General features: G+C 41.2%; 23 protein-coding genes, 1 tRNA gene and 2 pseudogenes. 12 read left to right on the forward strand and 14 right to left on the reverse strand.

Annotation, left to right across the window (positions count from 1 at the left end):
• The first annotated feature begins 7 nt into the window (after window positions 1-7).
• On the forward strand, window positions 8-1,255 hold the full coding sequence (locus CU053_RS02215) for a hypothetical protein (RefSeq protein ID WP_158106935.1): 1,248 nt from the start codon (window positions 8-10) through the stop codon (window positions 1,253-1,255).
• A gap of 168 nt (window positions 1,256-1,423) precedes the next feature.
• Here the strand turns inward: CU053_RS02215 and CU053_RS02220 are convergent, their stop codons facing one another.
• From CU053_RS02220 to CU053_RS06630, 6 genes and pseudogenes are all read right to left on the reverse strand, one after another.
• Window positions 1,424-1,900: a DUF2220 domain-containing protein gene (locus tag CU053_RS02220; protein ID WP_199244178.1), complete on the reverse strand. Its 477-nt coding sequence runs from the start codon at window positions 1,898-1,900 to the stop codon at window positions 1,424-1,426.
• A gap of 46 nt (window positions 1,901-1,946) precedes the next feature.
• Entirely contained in the window at window positions 1,947-2,129 is a 183-nt protein-coding gene (locus CU053_RS02225; protein ID WP_100550465.1) for a hypothetical protein, read from the reverse strand.
• Window positions 2,129-2,782 (reverse strand): DUF4194 domain-containing protein, encoded by a 654-nt coding sequence (locus tag CU053_RS02230; protein ID WP_100550466.1) that lies wholly within the window; start codon window positions 2,780-2,782, stop codon window positions 2,129-2,131. Before CU053_RS02230 ends, CU053_RS02225 begins: the two co-directional genes overlap by 1 nt.
• A gap of 40 nt (window positions 2,783-2,822) precedes the next feature.
• On the reverse strand, window positions 2,823-3,056 hold the full coding sequence (locus CU053_RS06550) for a DUF3375 family protein (protein WP_267901795.1): 234 nt from the start codon (window positions 3,054-3,056) through the stop codon (window positions 2,823-2,825).
• Entirely contained in the window at window positions 3,029-3,661 is a 633-nt protein-coding gene (locus CU053_RS06450; protein WP_267901796.1) for a DUF3375 family protein, read from the reverse strand. Before CU053_RS06450 ends, CU053_RS06550 begins: the two co-directional genes overlap by 28 nt.
• Window positions 3,662-3,665: 4 nt before the next feature.
• A pseudogene (locus CU053_RS06630) lies at window positions 3,666-4,278 on the reverse strand (DUF3375 family protein).
• Between the two features lie 794 nt (window positions 4,279-5,072).
• Here CU053_RS06630 and rpiA point away from each other — a divergent pair.
• Window positions 5,073-5,750, forward strand: a complete 678-nt coding sequence (gene rpiA, locus CU053_RS02240; protein ID WP_100550468.1) for a ribose-5-phosphate isomerase RpiA — start codon at window positions 5,073-5,075, stop codon at window positions 5,748-5,750.
• 172 nt (window positions 5,751-5,922) lie between these two features.
• A complete protein-coding gene (purH, locus tag CU053_RS02245; protein WP_100550469.1) occupies window positions 5,923-7,494 on the forward strand; it encodes a bifunctional phosphoribosylaminoimidazolecarboxamide formyltransferase/IMP cyclohydrolase in 1,572 nt (523 codons plus the stop codon).
• Here purH and CU053_RS02250 read toward each other — a convergent pair.
• Window positions 7,484-8,836, reverse strand: a complete 1,353-nt coding sequence (locus CU053_RS02250; RefSeq protein WP_158106936.1) for a S41 family peptidase — start codon at window positions 8,834-8,836, stop codon at window positions 7,484-7,486. The two genes, purH and CU053_RS02250, sit on opposite strands and share 11 nt — an antisense overlap.
• 184 nt (window positions 8,837-9,020) lie before the next feature.
• On the opposite strand from CU053_RS02250, the gene CU053_RS02255 reads away from it, so the two are divergent.
• A complete protein-coding gene (locus CU053_RS02255; RefSeq protein WP_100550471.1) occupies window positions 9,021-9,764 on the forward strand; it encodes a tRNA threonylcarbamoyladenosine dehydratase in 744 nt (247 codons plus the stop codon).
• A gap of 238 nt (window positions 9,765-10,002) precedes the next feature.
• Here the strand turns inward: CU053_RS02255 and pssA are convergent, their stop codons facing one another.
• From pssA to fkpB, 3 genes are read right to left on the reverse strand one after another with little or no spacing between them, the layout of a single operon-like run.
• Window positions 10,003-10,764 carry a CDP-diacylglycerol--serine O-phosphatidyltransferase gene (pssA, locus tag CU053_RS02260; RefSeq protein WP_100550472.1) on the reverse strand — a complete coding sequence of 254 codons (762 nt, stop codon included), beginning with the start codon at window positions 10,762-10,764 and terminating at the stop codon, window positions 10,003-10,005.
• A 10-nt stretch (window positions 10,765-10,774) separates the two neighbouring features.
• On the reverse strand, window positions 10,775-11,761 hold the full coding sequence (ispH, locus tag CU053_RS02265) for a 4-hydroxy-3-methylbut-2-enyl diphosphate reductase (RefSeq protein WP_100550484.1): 987 nt from the start codon (window positions 11,759-11,761) through the stop codon (window positions 10,775-10,777).
• Window positions 11,761-12,204: an FKBP-type peptidyl-prolyl cis-trans isomerase gene (gene fkpB / locus CU053_RS02270; protein WP_100550473.1), complete on the reverse strand. Its 444-nt coding sequence runs from the start codon at window positions 12,202-12,204 to the stop codon at window positions 11,761-11,763. The genes ispH and fkpB overlap by 1 nt, the downstream gene beginning before the upstream one ends.
• 238 nt (window positions 12,205-12,442) lie before the next feature.
• On the opposite strand from fkpB, the gene CU053_RS02275 reads away from it, so the two are divergent.
• The 4 genes from CU053_RS02275 (at window position 12,443) to CU053_RS02290 (ending at window position 15,011) form a co-directional block, all read left to right on the forward strand.
• Window positions 12,443-13,093, forward strand: a complete 651-nt coding sequence (locus CU053_RS02275; protein ID WP_158106937.1) for a hypothetical protein — start codon at window positions 12,443-12,445, stop codon at window positions 13,091-13,093.
• A complete protein-coding gene (dprA, locus tag CU053_RS02280) occupies window positions 13,083-14,171 on the forward strand; it encodes a DNA-processing protein DprA (RefSeq protein ID WP_100550475.1) in 1,089 nt (362 codons plus the stop codon). The genes CU053_RS02275 and dprA overlap by 11 nt, the downstream gene beginning before the upstream one ends.
• Window positions 14,172-14,179: 8 nt before the next feature.
• Entirely contained in the window at window positions 14,180-14,662 is a 483-nt protein-coding gene (locus CU053_RS02285; protein WP_100550476.1) for a DUF494 family protein, read from the forward strand.
• A 273-nt stretch (window positions 14,663-14,935) separates the two neighbouring features.
• Window positions 14,936-15,011 (forward strand) — tRNA-Asn (locus CU053_RS02290).
• Between the two features lie 66 nt (window positions 15,012-15,077).
• Here the strand turns inward: CU053_RS02290 and CU053_RS06635 are convergent.
• Window positions 15,078-15,506, reverse strand: a complete 429-nt coding sequence (locus CU053_RS06635) for an IS66 family transposase (RefSeq protein WP_100550477.1) — start codon at window positions 15,504-15,506, stop codon at window positions 15,078-15,080.
• A gap of 47 nt (window positions 15,507-15,553) precedes the next feature.
• Window positions 15,554-15,706 carry a DUF6444 domain-containing protein gene (locus CU053_RS02300; protein ID WP_158106938.1) on the reverse strand — a complete coding sequence of 51 codons (153 nt, stop codon included), beginning with the start codon at window positions 15,704-15,706 and terminating at the stop codon, window positions 15,554-15,556.
• A gap of 193 nt (window positions 15,707-15,899) precedes the next feature.
• Between CU053_RS02300 and CU053_RS02305 the strand changes: the two genes are divergently transcribed.
• The 4 genes from CU053_RS02305 (at window position 15,900) to CU053_RS02320 (ending at window position 19,273) form a co-directional block, all read left to right on the forward strand.
• Window positions 15,900-16,520, forward strand: coding sequence for a sterol desaturase family protein (locus CU053_RS02305; protein WP_100550478.1), 621 nt, complete (start codon window positions 15,900-15,902; stop codon window positions 16,518-16,520).
• Window positions 16,521-16,645: 125 nt separating this feature from the next.
• Window positions 16,646-17,983: a TldD/PmbA family protein gene (locus tag CU053_RS02310; RefSeq protein WP_100550479.1), complete on the forward strand. Its 1,338-nt coding sequence runs from the start codon at window positions 16,646-16,648 to the stop codon at window positions 17,981-17,983.
• Window positions 17,984-17,995: 12 nt separating this feature from the next.
• A complete protein-coding gene (locus CU053_RS02315) occupies window positions 17,996-18,910 on the forward strand; it encodes a lysine exporter LysO family protein (protein WP_100550480.1) in 915 nt (304 codons plus the stop codon).
• Between the two features lie 3 nt (window positions 18,911-18,913).
• Complete coding sequence (locus CU053_RS02320) at window positions 18,914-19,273, forward strand: (2Fe-2S) ferredoxin domain-containing protein (protein WP_199244182.1); 360 nt, start codon at window positions 18,914-18,916, stop codon at window positions 19,271-19,273.
• A 223-nt stretch (window positions 19,274-19,496) separates the two neighbouring features.
• Here the strand turns inward: CU053_RS02320 and CU053_RS02325 are convergent, their stop codons facing one another.
• Both CU053_RS02325 and CU053_RS02330 read right to left on the reverse strand, forming a co-directional pair.
• The gene (locus tag CU053_RS02325; RefSeq protein WP_100550481.1) at window positions 19,497-20,288 is read right to left on the reverse strand and encodes an ABC transporter ATP-binding protein; all 792 of its coding nucleotides are present in this window, start codon (window positions 20,286-20,288) and stop codon (window positions 19,497-19,499) included.
• A 194-nt stretch (window positions 20,289-20,482) separates the two neighbouring features.
• Window positions 20,483-21,208: pseudogene (locus CU053_RS02330) on the reverse strand (ABC transporter permease subunit); the annotation flags it as partial.
• Window positions 21,209-21,256: the final 48 nt, after the last annotated feature.

Genomic DNA, 21,256 nt, shown 5'->3' on the forward strand with positions numbered 1-21,256 from the left:
TTATATTTTGGGGCACTTAAGTTATTGCTGTCAAAGCATAGGAGCTGAGGGGGATAGCTGTGCGCGTTATGGGATGCAGGAAGAAAATAGCGGTTTTTATGTTGTTGAAGATAAGAAAGGCGATATTGTTGGTCAAGGCTGGGCAGTTTTGTACGAAGAAAAGGGGAAGCAAGTTTTAGCAATTGACTCCTGGGAAAACATACAGGATAGGTTGTCGGATAATGAGAGTAGCAAGCTGTTAGCGCACTTTGGCTATCTTTGTAAGGAGAATCAGAAGATTGACGAAATTAGGCTGGGTGTGGGCTCTGGATTTGGCGCAAGGATGGCGGATAATAAAGGACTTGTAAAAATAGAGCAGCCAACGTACCCAAACTCTGAAAAGTATAATGACGGTCAAAAGTTGTATCGTGATGGTGCAACTGCAGTAGCTATAGACTCTAAAAAGTTGGAATCTGCTAAAACAATGAACTCTGAAAGTCATACCAGACAGAATGATAAATTGACTTTGAGTATCAACAATGTGGAGCAGGATTATGTTGCCTCCCAAATCAGTGCAATTACTAGTGCTGCAGATCTGTGTAAATTGATTTGTGGCTTGCCAAAAGAGTATGGTAATAAAGTAATAGATACAGTAGCCGATCAGCTTGGTGGTGACGATGGGTTGATCAGGGATGCCTATCAATTAGAGGCTTTACTCAAAGTGGTAAGCTCAGAACAACAAACATTTGTTTTAAAGAAAGTAGCCGATCAGCTTGGTGGTGACGATGGGTTAATCGGGGATGCCTATCAGTTAGGGGCTTTACTCAAAGTGATAGGCTCAGAACAACAAACATTTGTTTTAAAGAAAGTAGCCGAGCAGCTTGTTGGGTTGATTGACCATAACTATTCGAATCAGTTAGAAGACTTACTCAAGGCGGTAGGTCCTGCACAACAAACACTTATTTTAGAGAAAGTAGCCGAGCAGCTTGTTGGTGAGAATGGATGGATTGGCTCTAGCCGCTCATTAATGAGTTTACTTGAAGCGGTGGGTTCAGAACAACAAACATTCATTTTAAACCTGGTTGCTGACAGTCTGTTGAATACAGCCTTGCTAGAGGGGATGCCTGACGAGCTAAAATCAGATGTTATGCGTAGACGCGCAGAAATGACAGAACATTCGTCTCCACCCGGTACATCTGGGAAAACTAATACACATTATGAGGAAATTTTTATGCCGACTGAAAAGGGGTCACTCCATTGTGGACCTGGGGTATAACTCCCCTTCACGTGTGAAGGGGAATTTAGCGCCCACAAATTTGGAATGCGCCCTTTGAAAAGCCTAAAAAGTCTCAAAGTTATGGCGCTGAAGTCTGACTCAATTTTACTTGCTGAAAAATCATGTGGAGTAAGAGCTAAGGTCTCGTACCTGGGAAAAACCAGCTATCTAGCTCCATAAAATGACTCCTATGAATTGCAGAGCATTGCATTTAATACTCCCAATCAATGCTGTATAGCTCACTTTTTCCTGCTCTAAACGCACATTTTTACCATACACGTTGCTGGTAAGCTTTTGATATAAGTCCAACTCATCATTTGTTAAACGTGAAAGCACTCGATGTTCAGGTTTGGGTTCTTCTCCCCAAAACTCTTTGTGACTCAGCAGGGTTTTTTCATCCATCAAGAGACTTTTCACCTGCGGCAGTTTGGTGCGAAGCTGATCTAAAATCGCAAAACCATGGCTATCGATATCGCCCCAATAATAAATATTGACATTATGTAGCCAGGTAATTTGCGCTAAATTTTCAAATCCATAGCCAGCACCGAATATCACAAGACTATGCTTAAGCCTTGGGAAACAGAGAAAATTGATTTCATTTTCGGTAAAAAATACATTCTGCAGGTTTTGCTTTATTTGCGGCAAAGTAATGAGCGTATCAAAATCGCGACTATTAACGCCTCATCAATTACTACAAAACGAAATGTGCGAGATCGGGTATTTGTCCATTCCAAACCAAACTGATACGCCAAACCTGCTTATCACAAGTCCCCCAGTTAAACACTTCAAGTCTTTCTAAACGAAAACCACTTAAGCGAATATCATCTAAATCATCAAAGTTTGCATCAATATTTAAGTCCAGTTGTTCAGCCATTATTTTTTATCCTGTAGATATTGCTTGTATTCCCCTAGCTTTTGCTCAAACTCAGACAACCACTGTGCATCGACAAACGCTTTAATAATCCGTTTGACTTCATATCGCGCCTCGGTAGCCTGAGAGCTTTGTTTTAGTTTGTACAAAAAGCCAAGCTCAACCACTTTATTGATATGCTTTTCGATTTGATCCGTAAGCTTCACCTCATTGCTTGATTCGGGTAAAAACACCTTCAAAAGTTCGACGATTTCAGCTCTGGTCAATACCAATCGCGTATCCGATCCAGAGGCATCAAATTCAGCGAGCTTCTTTCTGAGCAGGGCTAACAACAGGCTCACAGGGAAAGACAGTGGTCTTCTAGCAAATAATCTAAGCTCTGAGGCACTATTATTGTGATCAGTTTCTTCGCCATCTATCGGCATCTGTTTTGCGCGTAAAAAGGCGTAGCCTTCAGCTTCATCTAAAATAAGCTCAAGCGCAAGCACCTCAATGTAATCGCAAACCTGGGCATGCAAACGAATCAAAGCATTCCAACGCTTAGGATCCGTATCCTGATAAATCACGCCTTTAAGCAGGGAGATCACAATGGGTGATAACCCAACTGAACTGTCAGCGTTTTCTTCTAAATCTAAACTCAATTGATCACTGTTCATCGTTATACTTCATTTGATTTGATTTGATTTGATTGATTGTTTACTTAAAATACAATATGCGAGGAAATGTGGCGCTTCTTGTTACATGCGGCAGGTCTTTTGCCTCAACTTGCCAGCTAATCGTATCTTCCTTGCTTTCATCCACGATTACACTAAAGCGATCTTTATACGTATCACTATCCATTTCCAGATAAGCCACAAGCTCAGCTAAACCCTGTGTTAATGGACGCAAGTTGCATAATTCCACTAAAGTGGCTTGCGACTTCCGCTGCAAATGCTTACGAATATGCTGGGCAATAGCCTGTTTATCGATAATGGTTTGTGAAAAAAAACGCTTGGATCAGCATCCTCAAGACCTTCTGTAATCTTGATATTTGCAAGCTTAACTTTCAATGGCGGTCGATAAAGGGTGCGCTCCATGGGTAAATCAATGACAGCACTGGCAGAATCAATTAACATAAATGGGGTTGCTGCGTCAACGCTAAAAAAGCGCTCTCTATCGGATAACGCAGATGATTCAATACCATGAATAATCTCCATAATTCGTTTATTTTCCAGACATGCCTGATCATCTAAAAAGCGGCGTAGTTGTGATGATAATTGTGCTACAGTTCGTTGTGTATGTTCTCCTGCCTCCAACCAATCGTAGTGGATGCGATTAGTGCGTCTATCTGGATTCAGTGAAGCAACGGCTGATAACTTAAGTGTGTCATTGAGCATTTTACTAAAATCTTCCTGGCGACTTGGCGACATCAAAAAATCCCAAAATGCCTGGAAACTTGTGCCTTGATCAGAATCGGCAATGGCATCTCGTTCTCCCATAATACCCTCAAGCAGCTCTCCTTTTTTGCCACCCCATAAGGCAATTCGCTCGCGCACACTTCTATCTAAGAGTGCGAAAGTTATGCTCAACCTGACGAAAATCAGATAATAGCTCACGCGCTTGCTGACTAAATTGCATAAAGCGATCTTTAAGCGCAATATCATCTAACAGCGTCATATTGCCCTGCATGACTTGTGCAATCTCTGCATCGATTATCTGGCGCTGTTTCTTAAGCTCTTGCAATCTCACTTCAGGGCCTATGGCACTGCCTTGAGTAATTTGTTTGAGTAGATCAAATAACATTAAAAGTCTGGACTCTGTGCCAACAAAACTGCGCTGCCCCAAAGAGGATAGCCACGAAATGGCTTTTTCAGTGGCAGGCATTAAATCAAAATAAGCCTCATCTGAATCCTGACGATAAAATCGCCGCCCAGTCATTCAAATAATCACGAGCTGGTTTGGGAAAGCTTCGTTCTCCCAATCTTTCTCTTAACTCGAACAAAACGTCTTCAAGAGCTTCAATCAGATCAGCTTCAGCAACAACGCGGACGTTCTCAGCAATAAAGACACGATTCAAAAAGCTTGCAATTAAAGGGGCATGCGGACTGACCAATAAGCGCCAGGCAGGATGATTTTGACGAAGTGATTCCAGGGTTTGATAATCAAGCTGCATAAAGAATTTACCGCAATCTCTTAAAAAGAAAGTATTTCAAAAACAAATCGGCATTGTAACGCGTGCTGGCTAACAGAAAAACCTGATTTTTTGTAACTGGCACAATTATTGTTTATGCAACTGTATTTAGTTGCAATAAAAGCAAATCAACTAGGCACTTCAGTTAATGATTTCATAAAATCAGCGATCAATAATCAACTCAACTCCAACATTCTGTAAGTTAATGGCACTAAGTTAAGCTGTTTTTAGGACCACCCCATCTGCCGCTTCGCATTGTCTTCTAGCTGCGCACAAAGCTTGCAGCGTTCAGCGTTGAGTGCATAGGGATCTCAAATTTAATAAGATACCCATTTATTTTGACGGTAGTAGGGTGGATAAGCCGAAGGCACATCCATCAATACTCAACCTATTTGCTTTTCTGCGTGGATGCGCCTTCGGCTTATCCACCCCACACTGAGGTACGTTATTAACCTGGAGATCCTATAAAACAGTTAAACAGTAGCTGCACTCGTTCCTCCCCCATCTTCTAGCCCCCATCCAATGTTTTTGCCTCTTTTTTGTAAAAATCCTGGTAATCGTGGTTTATCCAAAACTCAAAAAGGCTTTGCATAGCCTTGTACTTGACTTCACCTATCTCACCATTGCTCTGCTTGCCGCCAAAAGTTTTTATAGCATGATTAAAATCCCTTGCAGAAGGGAAGAAGTCCATATATACCGCCCGTAAACCATTTTGTAATCGTTCCCGATTATGCCAAAATAACTCACCGCTAGAGTATTTGGATATTTACATACCTATGTTTTTCAGCAAAAAAACAGATCACAATGAGCTAAAAAAACTTGCTGCAAGGGCCGCACTTGAATACATCAAACCAGGCATGGTCGTTGGTGTTGGTACAGGATCAACCGTCAACTTTTTTATTGATGAATTAATTAAGATAAAATCCAAAATTGAGCTCACGGTCTCAAGCTCTGAAGGAAGCACTAAGCGCCTTAAAGCACATGGCTTTGAAGTCGTCGATTTGAATTACCCTGGCAAAGTAGACATCTATATTGATGGCGCTGATGAAGCGAATAAGCATCGCGAGCTTATCAAAGGAGGAGGAGCAGCTCTTACGCGTGAGAAAATTTGTCGTGTTGCCAGTGAAAAATTTGTTTGCATTATCGATCAAAGCAAGCTTGTGCCACAATTAGGCAGATTTCCTTTACCCGTTGAGGTCATTCCAATGGCCAGAAGCTATGTTGCCAAAGAACTAATAAGGATTGGGGGGCAGCCTGTTTATCGTGAGGGAGTTGTGACCGATAATGGCAATATCATCATTGATATTCATAATCTGATGATCGACAACCCATTAAAGCTTGAACAACAACTCAACCAAATTACAGGTGTTGTCTGTAATGGTCTGTTTGCGGTGAATCCTGCTGATGTGCTTCTGATCGCCAATGACAACGGAAAGATTGATACGATTTCATAAAACATACCTATCATAGATCACGGCGTTGAAATTTATGCTTATGCTTAAGGTAGAAGATAGGACTCAATAAACTCTATCCATCGCTTTTTCTACCCATTTGTAACTGTAAAACGCTCTACAAGTGAGATACAATCTCCACACTTTTAATCCCTTCCTTTGGAACAATAAACCAATGAGAACCATTAAACGCGCTTTAATTAGCGTTTCTGACAAAACGGGAATTGTCGACTTTGCCAAACAGCTACATCAACTTCACATAGAGATTTTATCCACAGGGGGTACTGCCAAACTACTTATGGAAGCTGGAGTTCCCGTCATTGAAGTTTCTGACTACACGGGTTTTCCCGAGATGATGGGTGGACGAGTTAAGACATTACACCCTAAAATTCATGGAGGTATTCTGGGGCGCCGCGATCGTGATCGAGAAATTATGCAAAAACACCAGATTCCTGAAATTGATCTGATCATTGTTAATCTTTATCCTTTTAAGCAAACAGTTGAGAAGCCGAATGTAAGCTTTGCTGAAACGATTGAAAATATCGACATTGGAGGTCCTGCGATGCTGCGTTCAGCTGCGAAAAATCATCAGGATGTTGCGGTTATTTGCGACCCTAACGATTACGCTGAAATCATACAGAAACTAAACCACACCCAGGGTGCTTTAGACTTCGCAACGCGGTTTCGGCTGGCTTGTAAGGTCTTTGAACACACTGCACACTATGATGGCATGATTGCTAACCATCTTGGCGCATTCAATCCAGAAACTGGTAATAAAGGGCAACGATTTGCCAATACTATTAATTTGCAATATACGAAGGCACAAGAAATGCGCTACGGTGAAAACCCGCATCAGCAGGCTGCACTTTATATTGAGCCAAACTATCCCAACGCATCGGTGGCACGCGCCAAACAGCTGCAGGGCAAAGCGTTATCATATAACAATATTGCTGACACGGATGCAGCCCTGCAGTGCGTTAAAAGCTTTGATTTACCCGCTTGCGTTATTGTTAAACACGCCAATCCTTGCGGTGTTGCGATTGGGAGCTCCTTAAATAAAGCCTATCAAAAGGCTTTTCAAACCGACCCAACCTCTGCCTTTGGTAGCATTATTGCTTTTAATCAAGTACTTGACGGCATAACTGCTAAAGCAATTATCGATCAGCAGTTTGTTGAAGTAATTATCGCCCCTGAAGTGACGGCGGATGCCTTGAAGGTTCTGGCCAATAAGCCTAATGTCCGCGTCCTTGCCTGCGGCTATGACAGAAAGCCAAATTTACCTGAGTTAGAACTGAAAAAAATTGATGGAGGTCTTCTTGTGCAGGATAAAGATGTCCATCAGCTAAACGAGAATAAGCTTACTATCGTAACAAAGACAGCTCCTACTGTTAAGCAAGTACAAGATCTGCTATTTGCCTGGAAAGTAGTTAAGTTTGTTAAATCAAATGCAATTGTCTATGCCAAAAACCATATGACCATTGGCATAGGGGCTGGACAAATGAGTCGAGTATTTAGCTCTAAAATTGCTCTTGAGAAGGCTCAGGATGCTAAGCTTAATGTTCACGATTCAGTGATGGCATCTGATGCTTTTTTCCCTTTTAGAGATGGAGTGGATGCTGCGGCTAAATCAGGCATTAGCGCAATTATTCAACCAGGTGGCTCAATGCGCGATCAGGAAGTGATCGATGCAGCAAATGAGCATGGCATTGTCATGGTATTTACAGGGGTGAGACATTTTAGGCATTGATATCCAGCGCATTCATTGCTTTTAGGATAATGACAGCTTCAGCCAGTTGCTTATCCTTTTGCAATAATTGCTGCATGGTTTGATACTCTTTTTTATATTTTGCCAGAGCTTCTTTGGTAGACTGATCCTTTTCTACACCACTATTTGATGCAATCGCATGCTGGAAACTACTCTCTTCAAACTCAAAATCTGCCGTTTTATTTTCCTCTATAGCTTTACTTGCTTCTGTTATCAATACCCTTTCATCTTCCTCCACCACCACATCTGGAATCACTCCCTTTGCCTGAATAGCTGTACCATTTGGGGTGTAATATCTTGCGGTCGTAAGTTTGACGGCGTTAGTCTCAGAAATAGGGATAACAGTTTGCACCGACCCCTTGCCAAAAGTTTTAACCCCAACAAGCACCGCTCTGTGGTGATCTTGCAGTGCCCCTGCCACAATTTCAGATGCTGAAGCAGAGCCCTTATTCACCAGTACAACCATTGGTAAACCATGAATATAATCATCACTGACGACATAGCTTGTGATTGACTCATGGGGATTTCGCGACTTAGTGAACACAATTTTCTTAGGGTTCCCAGGGCTGACTTGTAAAAAAGTATCACTCACCGCAACGGCCGCATCCAGTAAACCACCTGGATTATTGCGTAAATCGAGCACGTAACCTCTCAGCTTGGGGTTTTTATGCGCCAATTGATCAATGTTTTTCCTAAGCTCTTCTGCTGTATTTCCTTGAAACTGACTAATCCTTAAATAACCATAATCCTCGGCAATAAGTTCAGAGTTGACCGAGTTCAATTTTACGTTCTCACGCACGAGCGATAATGTGATCGGCTTTGGTGCTTTAGGACGCAAGATGGTAATTGAAACTTCCGTACCAGGTTTCCCGCGCATTTTTTTTACTGCTTCGTCTAACGTCATTCCCACAACGCTGACATCATCAATTTTAATAATATAATCACCTGCTTTCACCCCTGCTCGATGCGCTGGCGTATCATCGATAGGGGAAATTACTTTGATCTTTTCATCAACTGAACTGACGTGCATTCCAAGACCTGCAAACTCGCCATGAATCGATAGCTGCAAATCGGCAAAATCCTCATCATCTAAGAAACGTGAATGCGGATCTAAAGATTGCAGCATGCCATCTATTGCTCCTTCTAAAATTTTCTCATCGCTTAACTCATCCACATATGCCTGCTTAACTAAGCCTATGCTACGGGATAATTTATCGATATGTTGTTGTGTTTCCTGATCTTGCATCTGACTCTCTTGAGCAAAAATTGATGTAGACGACAAGCTCAAAGTGAGCGCATATAGAAAATATTTAGATTTCATCATAACCAGTACCTCATGTAGCTCCAAAAACATCCATTTGTAATATTATTCTGCCTCAAGTGTAGGAGCTATTTATAGAATTTCAAACTCATTGAGAGTGATAAAATTATATTAACTTTTCCGCAATTAATGCACACGGGATGATTCTATGACATACTACGCCGAAAAATTTGATGCTTAGTTTGTAATGAAACACACAGGACTTTTTGAACGAACCGCTATCCTTGTCAATGATCGTGGTATTGATCAGTTAAAAAACGCACATATTCTCTTGGCTGGCATCGGGGGTGTTGGTTCTTTTGCCGCAGAAAGCTTAGCGCGCGCGGGTATTGGTAAAATAACGCTTATTGATCATGACGTGGTTTCAGCATCAAATCTGAATCGCCAATTAGTTGCGCTTAATTCAAATATTGGCATCAAAAAGGCGGTCATTATGCGTGAGCGTATTCTGGATATTAACCCTGATTGCAAGATTAATATTATTGACGATTTTGTCCGCAAAGAGGATATGGAACGGATTTTTGATAAGCCATATGACTTTGTGATTGATGCCATTGACAGCCTGGCTTGCAAGGTCGCCCTTATTGCTTATGCACATGGTAAAGGTTATAAGGTCATTTCAAGCATGGGCGCAGGGGGAAAGCTTGATCCAACACAAATTAAAGTCGCTGATATTTATCAAACCAGCATTTGTAAGCTTGCCAAGTTTATACGCGTCCGTTTACGCAGACTCAAGATCAAAAAAGGTATCCTTGCCGTTTATTCAACAGAGAGCTCACTGCCTCCTTTGCCACCTGAACCTGTGGCAGGAAGTGGGCGTGACAGGGCAGTAAATGGAACGATAAGCTATATGCCTGCTTTATTTGGTTTAACCATAGCGGGCATGGTGATTAAACAAATCATTGCGGAAAATTTAAATATTAATAACTAATCTAACTGAAGTTACGCGCTTTTGCTGGCTTTAAAGACTACCCCGTCAGCCTCACGCGCAGAGCTTGTGGCGTTCAAAGCTAAAGAAGCAAAACTGTTTGCTTCTTTCGGGCGCTTTTCACCCCCTTCGCGAACGAAGGGGAATTAACAAAAAGCTGCCAAACATTCCCCTTCACAAGTGAAGGGGTGCCAAGCCTGCGAGGCGGGGTAGTTCAGCAAAAGTGCATCTAACAGCAGCGCTACTTCACACGACCTGGTTTACCCCTAAACAGGCGCGTAACCGCTCCAGATAAAGCGTAAGTCATAAAAACTACAAACAGCGTAATGGAAGGATCGATAAAAATAATCGCTATGATAAAAACCACCAAAACGGTTTGGGTAAAAACCATTTTTCCTTTTAAATCATAGTCCTTAAAACTTCTAAACTTAATGTTGCTCACCATCATGGCGGACAGATACAGCGTAATGACAGTCGCAAAAAAAGTGACCCACCCCTCTGCCGAAGAATGTCCAAGCGTGTTACAAAACCATACAAATCCAGCAATCGCCGCCGCAGCAGCAGGGCAGGGAATCCCCGTGAAGTATCGTTTACTCTCAGGGGTATTGTCATCAAGCTGTGTGTTAAAGCGCGCTAAACGTAACCCGACGCAAGCCAGATAAATAAATGCTACAGCCCAACCAAATTGTGCTAAGTGCTTTACTGCCCAAAAGTAGATAATCAAGGCAGGCGCTACACCAAAAGAAACCATGTCGGCTAATGAATCATATTCCGCGCCAAAAGCACTCTGTGTGTTTGTCAAGCGTGCCACACGCCCATCTAAAGAATCCATGATAGCCGCAATATAAATACACACTGATGCTAAAACAAAATGGCTATTAAATGCCGCGATGATCGAATAAAATCCTGCAAATAAACTCGCTGAAGTAAATAAATTGGGCAATATATAAATGCCTCTGCTGCGTTGAGTTGCAGGGTTCTCTGGTGCTTGCTCATTTTTCATATGACTTCCTTTATATCTTGGACTCTTTTGCTTCTTGATTATCTTGTGATTTCTTCAGCTTGGTCTGTTTAAGTAACTTTGGCAATGGGAAAGTGACTTCTTCCTTTACTCCCTCAAAATCAACAACTCCCGCCGCTGGAAAATTAGCTTGCAAGAAGCTTACCACTTGTTGCACTAGATATTCTGGCGCTGAAGCCCCTGCAGTAATTCCACAACTCTTCTTGCCAACAAACCAGGTTAAATCAACATCATCTTTATTGTCAATCAGATAGGCATCCACGCCTTCTTTTTCAGCCAACTCACGTAAACGATTAGAATTTGAACTGTTTTTAGAGCCCACCACCAGCAGGATATCGACCTCCTTAGCCAGCTCTCTTATCGCATTTTGACGGTTCTGAGTCGCATAGCAAATATCTTCTCTTTTGGGTGAACTGACTTCGGGATATTTTTCTTTTAAGGCATAAATAATATCTTTTGTTTCGTCAACCGAGAGCGTCGTTTGAGTCGCATAGATTAGTTGCTGCGGATTTTTTAGGTTCAAGGCATGTACATCAGCAACATTTTCGACTAAATAAATCTGGCTATATTTACTTCTATATTGCCCAAGAGTGCCTTCCACTTCGGGATGCCCCTTGTGCCCTATGAGCACACACTCAACACCTGTGCTACTTGCTTTTTGTACCTCTCTATGTACCTTCGTCACCAGTGGACAGGTTGCGTCATATATCTTTAGCGCCTTACGCTTTGCCTCTTCTTCAATGGCTTGCGAAACACCGTGCGCACTAAAAATACACACCGAACCATAGGGAACTTCATTTAGCTCTTTGACAAAGACCGCCCCTTTATCCTTTAAGTTCTCAACTACTGCTCGGTTATGAACGACTTCATGACGCACGTAAACAGGATGAGGCTCTATCGCTAAAACCTTTTCAACGACATCAACCGCACGCGAAACGCCCGCACAAAAGCCTCGCGGGTTAGCTAAAATGATCCTCATCATTCAGGTTCCTTATCCAAGATCTCTAAAATATCAACATCAAATAAAATCGCCTGTCCTGATAAAGGATGATTAAAATCGACGGTTACGTCATGTTCGTGGATTTCGGTGATAATGCCAGGAAGCTCGGTGCCATCTTTTTGTGAAAACGCGACGATCAAGCCTTCTTCTAACGCGATATCCAACGGAAATCGCTTTTTAGGAACCTCGTAGATCATAGCAGGATGTTTGTTACCAAAAGCCTCTTCTGGCATGAGCATCATTTTGCGATTAATCCCTGCTTCAAGACCCAGTAAGTCGGACTCAAGTTTCTCAGCAAAAGCTCCCTTGCCCATTTGGAAAATATAGGGTTGATTGTAATTTCTTGTATCTTCTGCAATTGAACCATCTTTAAGGCGAATTTTAAAATGCATTTTTACAAAGCTGTCTCTTTGTATTTTCATGGAATACCTTCATTGTGCTTTCTTTTGCTTTTCTCCAGTAACTAAGCTAGAGTTCCAACAGATTGGTAACGCGCACATTCTACGAGATTTATAAAAAATGCACAAATATTCGTTTGCAAAGATGCCAGCAACTTTAGTCAATAAGCTCATAGCAGCTTCTTTAAGTTTTTGTTTGACGCTGACGTTTCTTCCTCTCTCTAGTCACTCAGAGAGTTTACAACAACGGTATCATGTTTTTTTGAGTAACTATTATTTATCGGATACACCGTTATCTAGCGCAGGGAAAATTATCGCCTCAACAAAGGGAAAAACGCTGATTTCAGTGGGTGACACTATTTATGTCTCACCGGCAAAAAAAAGTCCAATGTATTATGCTGTTGCCTATGTTCAAAGCATCCCTTATGGCAAGGGAAAAAAAGCAAACTATGATTATCTGTTAAAACGACTTGGAACAGCAAAATTAAGTGCTGATCGCCAAGATATATTAATTATGCAGATGGCTGATGTTGTTCAGGAAATTAGCTTGGGTGATCACATGCTGCCAGCGGATCTGATCAATTCCAAACTCCCCGATCAAGAGCTTATTGCAGATCAGAATATTTCAGGTATTGTCATGCAATTAGAGGATGCGACTAGTTTTGCAGGGACTTATCAATCTGTTTTACTCAACATGGGATACGCTTCTGGGTTAAAATTGGGCATGCGTGTCTATTTTGAATCGACACCACAAAAAATTGACGATTACAACCTTTCAGGAGGCTATTTAGGTCAGGGATTTATTTATCGTCTGGCAAGTCATCATGCCATAGCATTAGTGACACACGCCAAACAGGAAATTTTGGTTGGCAGTATTGCTCTTACACAGCTGCCAAAGCGCCATGTTAAATAGTACTGATTTTGCAATATTGCACACCTTACCACATTTCACATTTGGACACTATCAAAAACTCATTGCTGCCAAGATAACGATTTCGGAGCTGCTTAAAAAACCTTGGCTTTACCAGAAGTTTTTGGGTTTAAATGCGCAGACCATCGATTTCATTCGGGATGAAAAATACACAGACTATCTTAGTAAAGTGGATTCCTGGCTAAAGCAATCATCAAATCATCACCTTATCCACCATATAGACACAGGTTTTCCATCTCAACTTAAACAGATTTCTGATCCACCGCTTAGCCTGTATGCCATTGGTGATATCGCGTTACTTGGCACGTTGCAGCTTGCCGTTGTGGGCACGCGTCACGCAAGCTTTTACGGTGCTGAAATAATCCATCATCTTATCCCAGAGCTTACTGAATCTAATCTCACCATTACCAGTGGCATGGCCTTGGGGATCGATGCCCTTGCACATGAAGAAGCCTTGAAAAACAATGGTAAAACCATCGCCATCTTGGGAACAGGGGTTAATATTTGTTATCCTCCACAAAATCGCAGACTCTACGCTGAGATACATTCCAAGGGTTTAGTTATTTCCGAGTTTTTACTCAATCAAGTCCCTAAGCGCTACCACTTCCCTAGGAGAAATCGAATTATCAGCGGTTTAAGTTTGGGTGTAGTTGTCGTTGAGGCTGCCGATAGAAGTGGCTCATTGATTACTGCCATGCACGCACTAGAACAAAATCGGGAAGTTTTTGCTGTGCCAGGGAATATTTTTCATAACGAAAGTCACGGATGTAATAAGCTCATCCAGATGGGGGCTAAGCTCATTAGTTCTGCAGATGACATTATCAGTGAGCTTAACCTAAAGCAAACATTAAACAATTCAAAACTTAAACCATTTCAGCAATCACTGCTACTTACGCAGGAACAACAGCTCGTATTTGAGAGTATCAGCTCAACCTGTACTACTATTGATAAAATCATCGACAATACCAACTTAACATACGCGAAAATTACTGGCATACTGTTTGAGCTTGAGATGGAAGCGCTTATTTGTGCGGTTCCAGGCGGATATAGACGAGTCTAAAAGGTACCATGAACGATCAACCCCAAATATTACAAATTTTGATGTCATTATTTAATGACTTACCGCATTTAGAAGAGGAAATCATTAGAGTCACTAATTCACAAGAACTCTTAAGTGAATTACAAAACAGCGGTCTAAAAGGTCAATCGCTTGAGCGGGCATTTGTATGGCTTGAGCAATTTACTAAACTGAATGAAAGGACCAAAATCAGTTATCAGCCCGGCACAGCGCGTGTATTTACCAATGCGGAAAAAGCCGTTATCCCTTCGGAGTGCCTGAGCTTTTTGCTGGAGGCTCATCATATAGGAGAGATTCAATCTCATGAGCTGGAGTTTATTATCGAACAAATCATGACACTAAGCACACATGCCATCACTGAAGAACAGTTTCTATGGGTTTTTGACATGACCGTGACCAATCAAATGGATGACTCAATGGATGTTGTCATCGGCATTCACGAATTACCAGGCACCTCTTTATATATTCACTAATCGTCTTACGTTGCCAGTAAGGAATCTCAAGTTTAATAAGATGCCCATTTGTTTCGACGGGTAGTAGGGTGGATAAGCCAAAGGCGATATTTTTAATCGTAGCTTTTGGCAGGTTTGCAGCAACTTACATTTGCATTCAAACCACCTCATAAATCCATCTCAATTGCTGTAAATGACTGACTTGTCAGCAATTGCGGAAAGAAGATTTTTTTTTGGAAAAAAGCTATTGACTCTAAAATGCTTCATCTATAGAATTGCCTTTCGTTAAGGCATTCCCCGATAGCTCAGTCGGTAGAGCAAGTGACTGTTAATCACTGGGTCGGCGGTTCAAGTCCGTCTCGGGGAGCCATCTAAAAGCCATATCTGGCAACGTATACGAGAATTTAAACAAAATCTGTAACTACCCAGAAGGTTGTTAATTGAACTGAGGTGTTTTGCCGTTAAATACATCCGCAATGGCATCAATAATCTTCCAGCCTTGTTTACGAGCAGTCGATAGTAAAGTACGAATACGCACAAATTTCTGGGCCCCAGCCTCACTACGAAAGCAACCCGAAACTTTTTGCTTTACCTTCATCATACGCAAGTCATTCTCCGCTTGACTATTGGTAAATGGCACCTTAGCATCATAAATAAATCTCAATACCTCAGCTTTATAATCACCTAAGCGCAATAACAAGTTATGCCCTGTTCTTCGTTTCTTTCTGCCTCTTTTACCAGCATTTTCTAAAGGCATCAAAATCTCGTGATATGTAAGACCGTCCTTGACAATTCGATCATAAATTTTACCGATCAGGATTTGCTTATCAGGTAAGAGCACTGATTGCTCAGATATATTCACCATTAGTAATTGTTGACTTAAGCTCGCCTTTTTCGCTTACGCTTTTGCTTTTATTTAGGACGTAACAAACCATCGCTTGAAGGCGGTTTTGAACTGTTGCGACTATTCTTAGAAAGCCGCTTCTTAAGTTGCTCAATCTCCTCTTTTAGTCGAGCATTTTCACGCTCAAGCGCGTCGATTCTGGTTAATAGCTCTTGAATCATTTTTTTCTAGGGTCGTGTCCATTGGTAAGATTACGCCATACTTATTTGCAAATGAAAATACCTAATCTGGAAAAATGCCAAAATTCATCATCTATCAAAGTTTAACCTGCTGGGTAGTTACAATAAGTCTTTAAAAAAAGTGTCACACCGTATAAACTCTAAAGCATTTGATTTTTCCAGTAACGATATATTTATGCAGGACGTATTTAAAATATATTTCGCCCATCGTACAGTCCAAGTACTGTGGTTTGTCTTCTTTGCCTTTTTAGCCTTGACCCTTGATCTAGGTGTTTTCAGAACGCACTGGTGGTGGTTGTTTTTACCCATTATTATTGCGCCTTTTTATGAATGGTATGCCCATAAATACTTGCTGCATGCGCAATTAAGTAAAAAACCAGGTAAATTTCGTGACTTCCAGATTCGCTTGCATCACGGACATCACCGACATCCACAAAATATTGACCTGCTCTTTGCACCATGGTTAGCTATTATCCTACACCTAACGCAGACTTACGCGTTGTTTGCGTTAATCACATGGAGTTTTGATGTTGCCCTTATCCCATTTACCTTTGGCATTTTATATTATCTTTTTTACGAGTGGATGCATTTAGCACATCACACCCCTGCCTACCAACCTAAAACAATAATAGGACAAAAGCTGAAACGCGCGCACATGCGTCACCACTTTCATAATGAAAACTATTGCTGGGGCATCACTAATTATTTGGGTGATTTATGCCTTGGAACGTTTAAAGAACGTAATGATGTCGCTAAAAGTACGACAGCTACGCATATTTCAGGGTATAGCGAATAACCCAATTTTATCCCGATATAGCTAACCGTAATCCTCTGGTTACTAAAAAACTTTAATGAAGGTTTGCCTTATCTTAGGCAATTCTAGATAATGGCGAAATATTTATTCCTAAACGCCTGTGTAGCATGTCCATCTTAGACAAAAAAGCCTATTTACAAGAAGTACTTGAATTTACCTCAGCACAATTACACAAGAAAAACCTTGATGCTTTCGAGATCAGTTGCAGCTATGATCAAGGTCATGCCATCTCCGCTCGCGATCAGCTGACTGAAACACTTGAATTTAACGTCACCCAGCAAATGAGTGTGACGGTATATCATCACGGAAAAACAGGCTATGCAGAGACTTCCGATCTAAGTGAAAAAAGCATCTTAGCTATTATTGACAATGCCAAAACCATTGCAACTTATACCGAAAATGATCCTTTTTGTGGAATTGTTGATAAAAAATTTCTGTGCACACCACAAGAGATGCCATCGCTCTATAAACCAATAGCTGACTTTAGCATTAATCACCTTATTGAGCATGCCAAAAATTGCGAGCACATTGCGCTAAAACACAAAGGCATTGATCATTCAGAGGGTGTTGATATCGATAGCTTTGAAATCCTGCATGGCTTTGCCAACAGTCATGGCTTTTTGCATGTTTATCCTGAAACACGACACAGTTTAGGTATAGGACTCATTGCCAAAGATCAGCATGGCATGCAGCGAGATAGTGCTTATTTTAGTGCTCATGATTTTGCTGCTCTACCCAACATTCATGAAATTGCACAGCTTGCAATCAAACGCACGTTGGATAGAAGAAATCCGCGACGCATCAAAAGTCAAAAGCTGCCTATTCTGCTTAGCCCCTCTATCTCGCGTTCATTTTGGGGAGCGCTTATGTCAGCCATTAAAGGACAACGCCAATATCATAAAGACACTTTTCTACTCAATAAAGTGGGTCACCAAATCCTACCCACCAGTATTAGTTTGATTGAAAACCCTTATATTCCGAATGCACTCGGCAACCAGCTATTTGATGATGAAGGCGTCAATTTTGGCGAAAATCCCATCGTAATTGAAGGTGTTTTAAAACGCTATTTGTTGAGCAGTTATAGTGCACGCCAATTAAATCTTGAAACGACAGGCAACTCTGGCGGCATTAGTAATTTACTTGTGCAAAGTAAGACGGGGTTAATTGAGCACGATCAGCTTATTAAACAACTAGATAAAGGGATTCTTGTGCATGAAACGATGGGTCAGGGATTTAACCTGACCACAGGGAATTACTCACAAGGCGCTATGGGCTACTATGTTGAAAAGGGTGAAATACAATATCCCATTGACAATTTCACCATTGCTGGAAATTTAAACGCCATGTTTCAAAATATTATTGCCATAGGAAATGATATAGAGCCATTCTCACGCATTAGAAGCGGCTCAGTTCTGATCAACCAATGCAGTATCAGTGGGGAATAAAGGACAGATATTATGATCCAGGCAATCATTATTTTGTTCGCGCTTATCTTAGGCTATTTTATCGATCTGAAGTTTTTATCTAATCGCTTTATGAACAGACTACTATCTACGATGATCAGCCTGATTATTGCGGTCATGGGGTATAACTTTGGGGAACTTATTTACAAACTGCAAAATGAGCTCTTCGCCATGCTTGGCATGATTTTAAGCTTTATTGTACTTTTATTTGTCATCAATATCGCCTGTGTACACTTATATTTAAAACTCATCCCTAAACGCGCCGTTAATCCTCAGCATAAGAATGGCAAAAGCAGCAACCCATTAAAACCGATTCTGACAAGCTGCAAGTATCTTCTCTATCTTATTGCTGGCACTCTATTGGGGCTTCTTATCAACAAACCGCTTGTGCATATTGAACTCATTATTGATGCTGTCTTGGTTGTTAGCTTATTCATTATTGGCATGCAAATGCGCCGTGAAGGGCATGTGCTAACCCAAATTCTTAAAAATAAAACGGGAATCATGTCGGCACTTATCCTTATTGGCAGCTCCCTATTTGTTGGTGCGCTACTTGGCATTATTTTTGGTATTCCTATAAGCCATTCTTTAATGCTGACAAGTGGCTTTGGCTGGTATAGTTTGGCAAGTATTTTAAATGCGCAATTAATCAATGCACACTTTGGCACCATGACTTTTTTCATTGATTTTTCTCGTGAAATTATTGCCATTATTCTTATTCCGCTGCTTGCAAAACGTTTGCCTACCGAACTTGTAAGCTATAGTGGAGCTACAGCCATGGATTTCAGCCTGCCAGTCATTAAAGATCATATTGGCATACAGGCCGTCCCTGTAGCGATTAGTAGTGGTTTTATTCTAACACTTGCCACCCCTATTCTTATTCCATTGTTTAACCTCATTCCATTTTAATTTATGCAAGATTCATCATTAACTCAAAAATCACAGATGCTGGGGCTTGGCAATATCAAACGCCATATTTTTTTGTGCTGTGATCAAAGCATCGATAAGTGCTGTAATAAAAAAGATTCCATGATTGCCTGGGACTACATTAAAAAACGCTTATCCGAGTTAAAGCTTTCACAAACAGGAGAGATTTATCGCACCAAAGCCAATTGCCTGCGCATCTGCATGCAAGGACCTATTGCTGTTGTCTATCCAGAAGGAATCTGGTACCACTCATGCACACCAGAGGCACTGGAAGAAATTATTCAATCGCATTTAATTAATGGCAAAGTGGTCACAAAATACCAAATTAGTACACCAACTCCTTAGTCATAACGCCCCCTGCATGAAATCACCGTAATACCTGAAGGCTTGGACAAATAATTCACCCAAGCGTGTCGGTGTGAGTAATCAGTGTCACACTCACACTGACGACCCACACTTAGTAATGGGCAGAAATATAGTCACCGCCATTTGCTCTTGGTTGGTAATATTTAGGTACGTATCTGGGCTTCCTCAAAGCCAAATAATACTCTGGAGTGATCAAGTTAATTTACAAAGATCTAGCCCCATGGAGACTGATTTCATGCAATTTTTCCTCCAGCAACACAATATGCTTTTGCACCTCTGGTGAGCGCTTATCCCTTAGCCGTGGAATATTGAGTGTGTGCTCATATGCTATTTTCCCTGGGTGACTGTCAAATATCACTACGCGATCTGCCATGATGACTGCCTCTTCAACACTGTGAGTTACCAGCGCCATTGACTTAGTGGGTATTTGCCTGTTTAACCACAGATTTAATATGTCTGCGCGCAGGGTGTTGGCTGTTGTGATATCCAAGGATGAAAAGGGTTCATCTAAAAACAAAATTTCAGGCTCAACCATCAGTGCCCGAGCAAAACCAACGCGCTGTTTCATACCGCCTGAGAGCTCTTTAACATAAGCTTTCTCAAAGCTTTGTAACCCAATCTTCTGGATGAACTCATGTGCTTTAGGTTCACTGATTTTTCTAGAAATTCCCAAGGCATCACTGCCAAATAAAATATTGTCCACAACATTTAGCCACGGTAAAAGTGCAAAATTCTGGAAGACCATACTCATATTCTCTAAGGGTTTAGTGACGACTTTATCTTTGTAAAACACATTGCCATAGCTGGGTGCCAATAAACCTGATGCAATCCTTAAAAAGCTTGATTTACCCGCACCTGATTTACCTAAAATCGCCACAATTTCATTTTCATGCAGCTTAAAGTTAATGCGATCAAGCACCCTGAGTGATTGCTTTTTGTCTCTCTTGAAGTAAAGCTCTATATTTTGGCATTCGATTAGTACGTGCTTATTCATGTTTCAATCCTCTTTCAAAGCAATAATTCTATATCTAAAAAAAATCAACAACCCCTCACTTTGCAGACCAAGTGAGTAACTCCAGTTACTATGTTTTGTTTTCAAGCCTTTTCACCAAAATAATCACCCATTCTGTCATTTGCGTTGGGATGTTGAAGTTGGCAAAAAGGCTATGGTCAACCTCGTTAAATTGGTTAAATTTTGTATTTTGTTTCCGCAAGCTTATAAAGCGGCTTCCAAATAAAGATCACACAAAGTGCCACAAGCACACACATCGCACTGACTGCCAGAGCGGCTTCTGCGACTTGATTATTGCTTGTTGTTTGTGATACCAGCTCACCAATGCCACTGATTGAAATCGTTTTGCCACCCCAGGTGATAAGTTCTGCGGCAATTGCTGAATTCCAAGCACCTCCTGCCGCACTGATAATCCCGCATACGATATAAGGAAACACAGCAGGAATAGCAAACTTGAACCACCAGTTGATGCCTCTTAATTTAAAGGCGCGTGACATCTCAATTAAATCTGACGGTAAGGATGCAGCCCCAGCAACGACATTGAACAACACATACCAGGATGTACCTGTCATAATCAAAGGAATTGCCCAAATGCTCAAGCTACCGCCACCTAACATTAATAAAATCGCAACAATAGGGAAGAAAATCGGTTGTGGAATTGCTGCCATAATCTGAATAATTGGTTGCAGCATTTTAGTGCGTTTTGGTGAAATGCCAATCCAAATTCCAAGTGGCGTACAAATTAAAACACTCAAGCTCATGGCAATTGCCACGCGATATGTTGTTTCCCACATCAATGGCAATAAATAAACCATATTGCCATTGGGAAAGAAATGCCATAGCGAAACACCTGCCCAAAGCGCTAATGAAACGATACCTGAATACCATAWTAMWSGAGTTATTGTCAAATTTAGTGTATGGCTTAAGCGGCATTTTGTTTATCCTGTTTT

This window comes from Caedibacter taeniospiralis (genome assembly GCF_002803295.2).
In the GTDB taxonomy this organism is placed as follows: Bacteria; Pseudomonadota; Gammaproteobacteria; order Francisellales; family Francisellaceae; genus Caedibacter; species Caedibacter taeniospiralis.

Coding starts and splice junctions, on each gene's coding strand:
- CU053_RS02255 (WP_100550471.1), top strand. CDS start 9,021: ATGAAACACACAGGACTTTTTGAACGAACCGCTATCCTTGTCAATGAT.
- CU053_RS02315 (WP_100550480.1), top strand. CDS start 17,996: ATGATCCAGGCAATCATTATTTTGTTCGCGCTTATCTTAGGCTATTTT.
- CU053_RS02230 (WP_100550466.1), bottom strand. CDS start 2,782: ATGAACAGTGATCAATTGAGTTTAGATTTAGAAGAAAACGCTGACAGT.
- CU053_RS02250 (WP_158106936.1), bottom strand. CDS start 8,836: ATGATGAAATCTAAATATTTTCTATATGCGCTCACTTTGAGCTTGTCG.
- rpiA (WP_100550468.1), top strand. CDS start 5,073: ATGTTTTTCAGCAAAAAAACAGATCACAATGAGCTAAAAAAACTTGCT.
- CU053_RS02325 (WP_100550481.1), bottom strand. CDS start 20,288: ATGAATAAGCACGTACTAATCGAATGCCAAAATATAGAGCTTTACTTC.
- purH (WP_100550469.1), top strand. CDS start 5,923: ATGAGAACCATTAAACGCGCTTTAATTAGCGTTTCTGACAAAACGGGA.
- dprA (WP_100550475.1), top strand. CDS start 13,083: ATGTTAAATAGTACTGATTTTGCAATATTGCACACCTTACCACATTTC.
- CU053_RS02305 (WP_100550478.1), top strand. CDS start 15,900: ATGCAGGACGTATTTAAAATATATTTCGCCCATCGTACAGTCCAAGTA.
- pssA (WP_100550472.1), bottom strand. CDS start 10,764: ATGAAAAATGAGCAAGCACCAGAGAACCCTGCAACTCAACGCAGCAGA.
- CU053_RS06635 (WP_100550477.1), bottom strand. CDS start 15,506: ATGGTGAATATATCTGAGCAATCAGTGCTCTTACCTGATAAGCAAATC.
- fkpB (WP_100550473.1), bottom strand. CDS start 12,204: ATGAAAATACAAAGAGACAGCTTTGTAAAAATGCATTTTAAAATTCGC.
- CU053_RS02300 (WP_158106938.1), bottom strand. CDS start 15,706: ATGATTCAAGAGCTATTAACCAGAATCGACGCGCTTGAGCGTGAAAAT.
- CU053_RS02285 (WP_100550476.1), top strand. CDS start 14,180: ATGAACGATCAACCCCAAATATTACAAATTTTGATGTCATTATTTAAT.
- CU053_RS02225 (WP_100550465.1), bottom strand. CDS start 2,129: ATGGCTGAACAACTGGACTTAAATATTGATGCAAACTTTGATGATTTA.
- CU053_RS02320 (WP_199244182.1), top strand. CDS start 18,914: ATGCAAGATTCATCATTAACTCAAAAATCACAGATGCTGGGGCTTGGC.
- CU053_RS02310 (WP_100550479.1), top strand. CDS start 16,646: ATGTCCATCTTAGACAAAAAAGCCTATTTACAAGAAGTACTTGAATTT.
- ispH (WP_100550484.1), bottom strand. CDS start 11,761: ATGAGGATCATTTTAGCTAACCCGCGAGGCTTTTGTGCGGGCGTTTCG.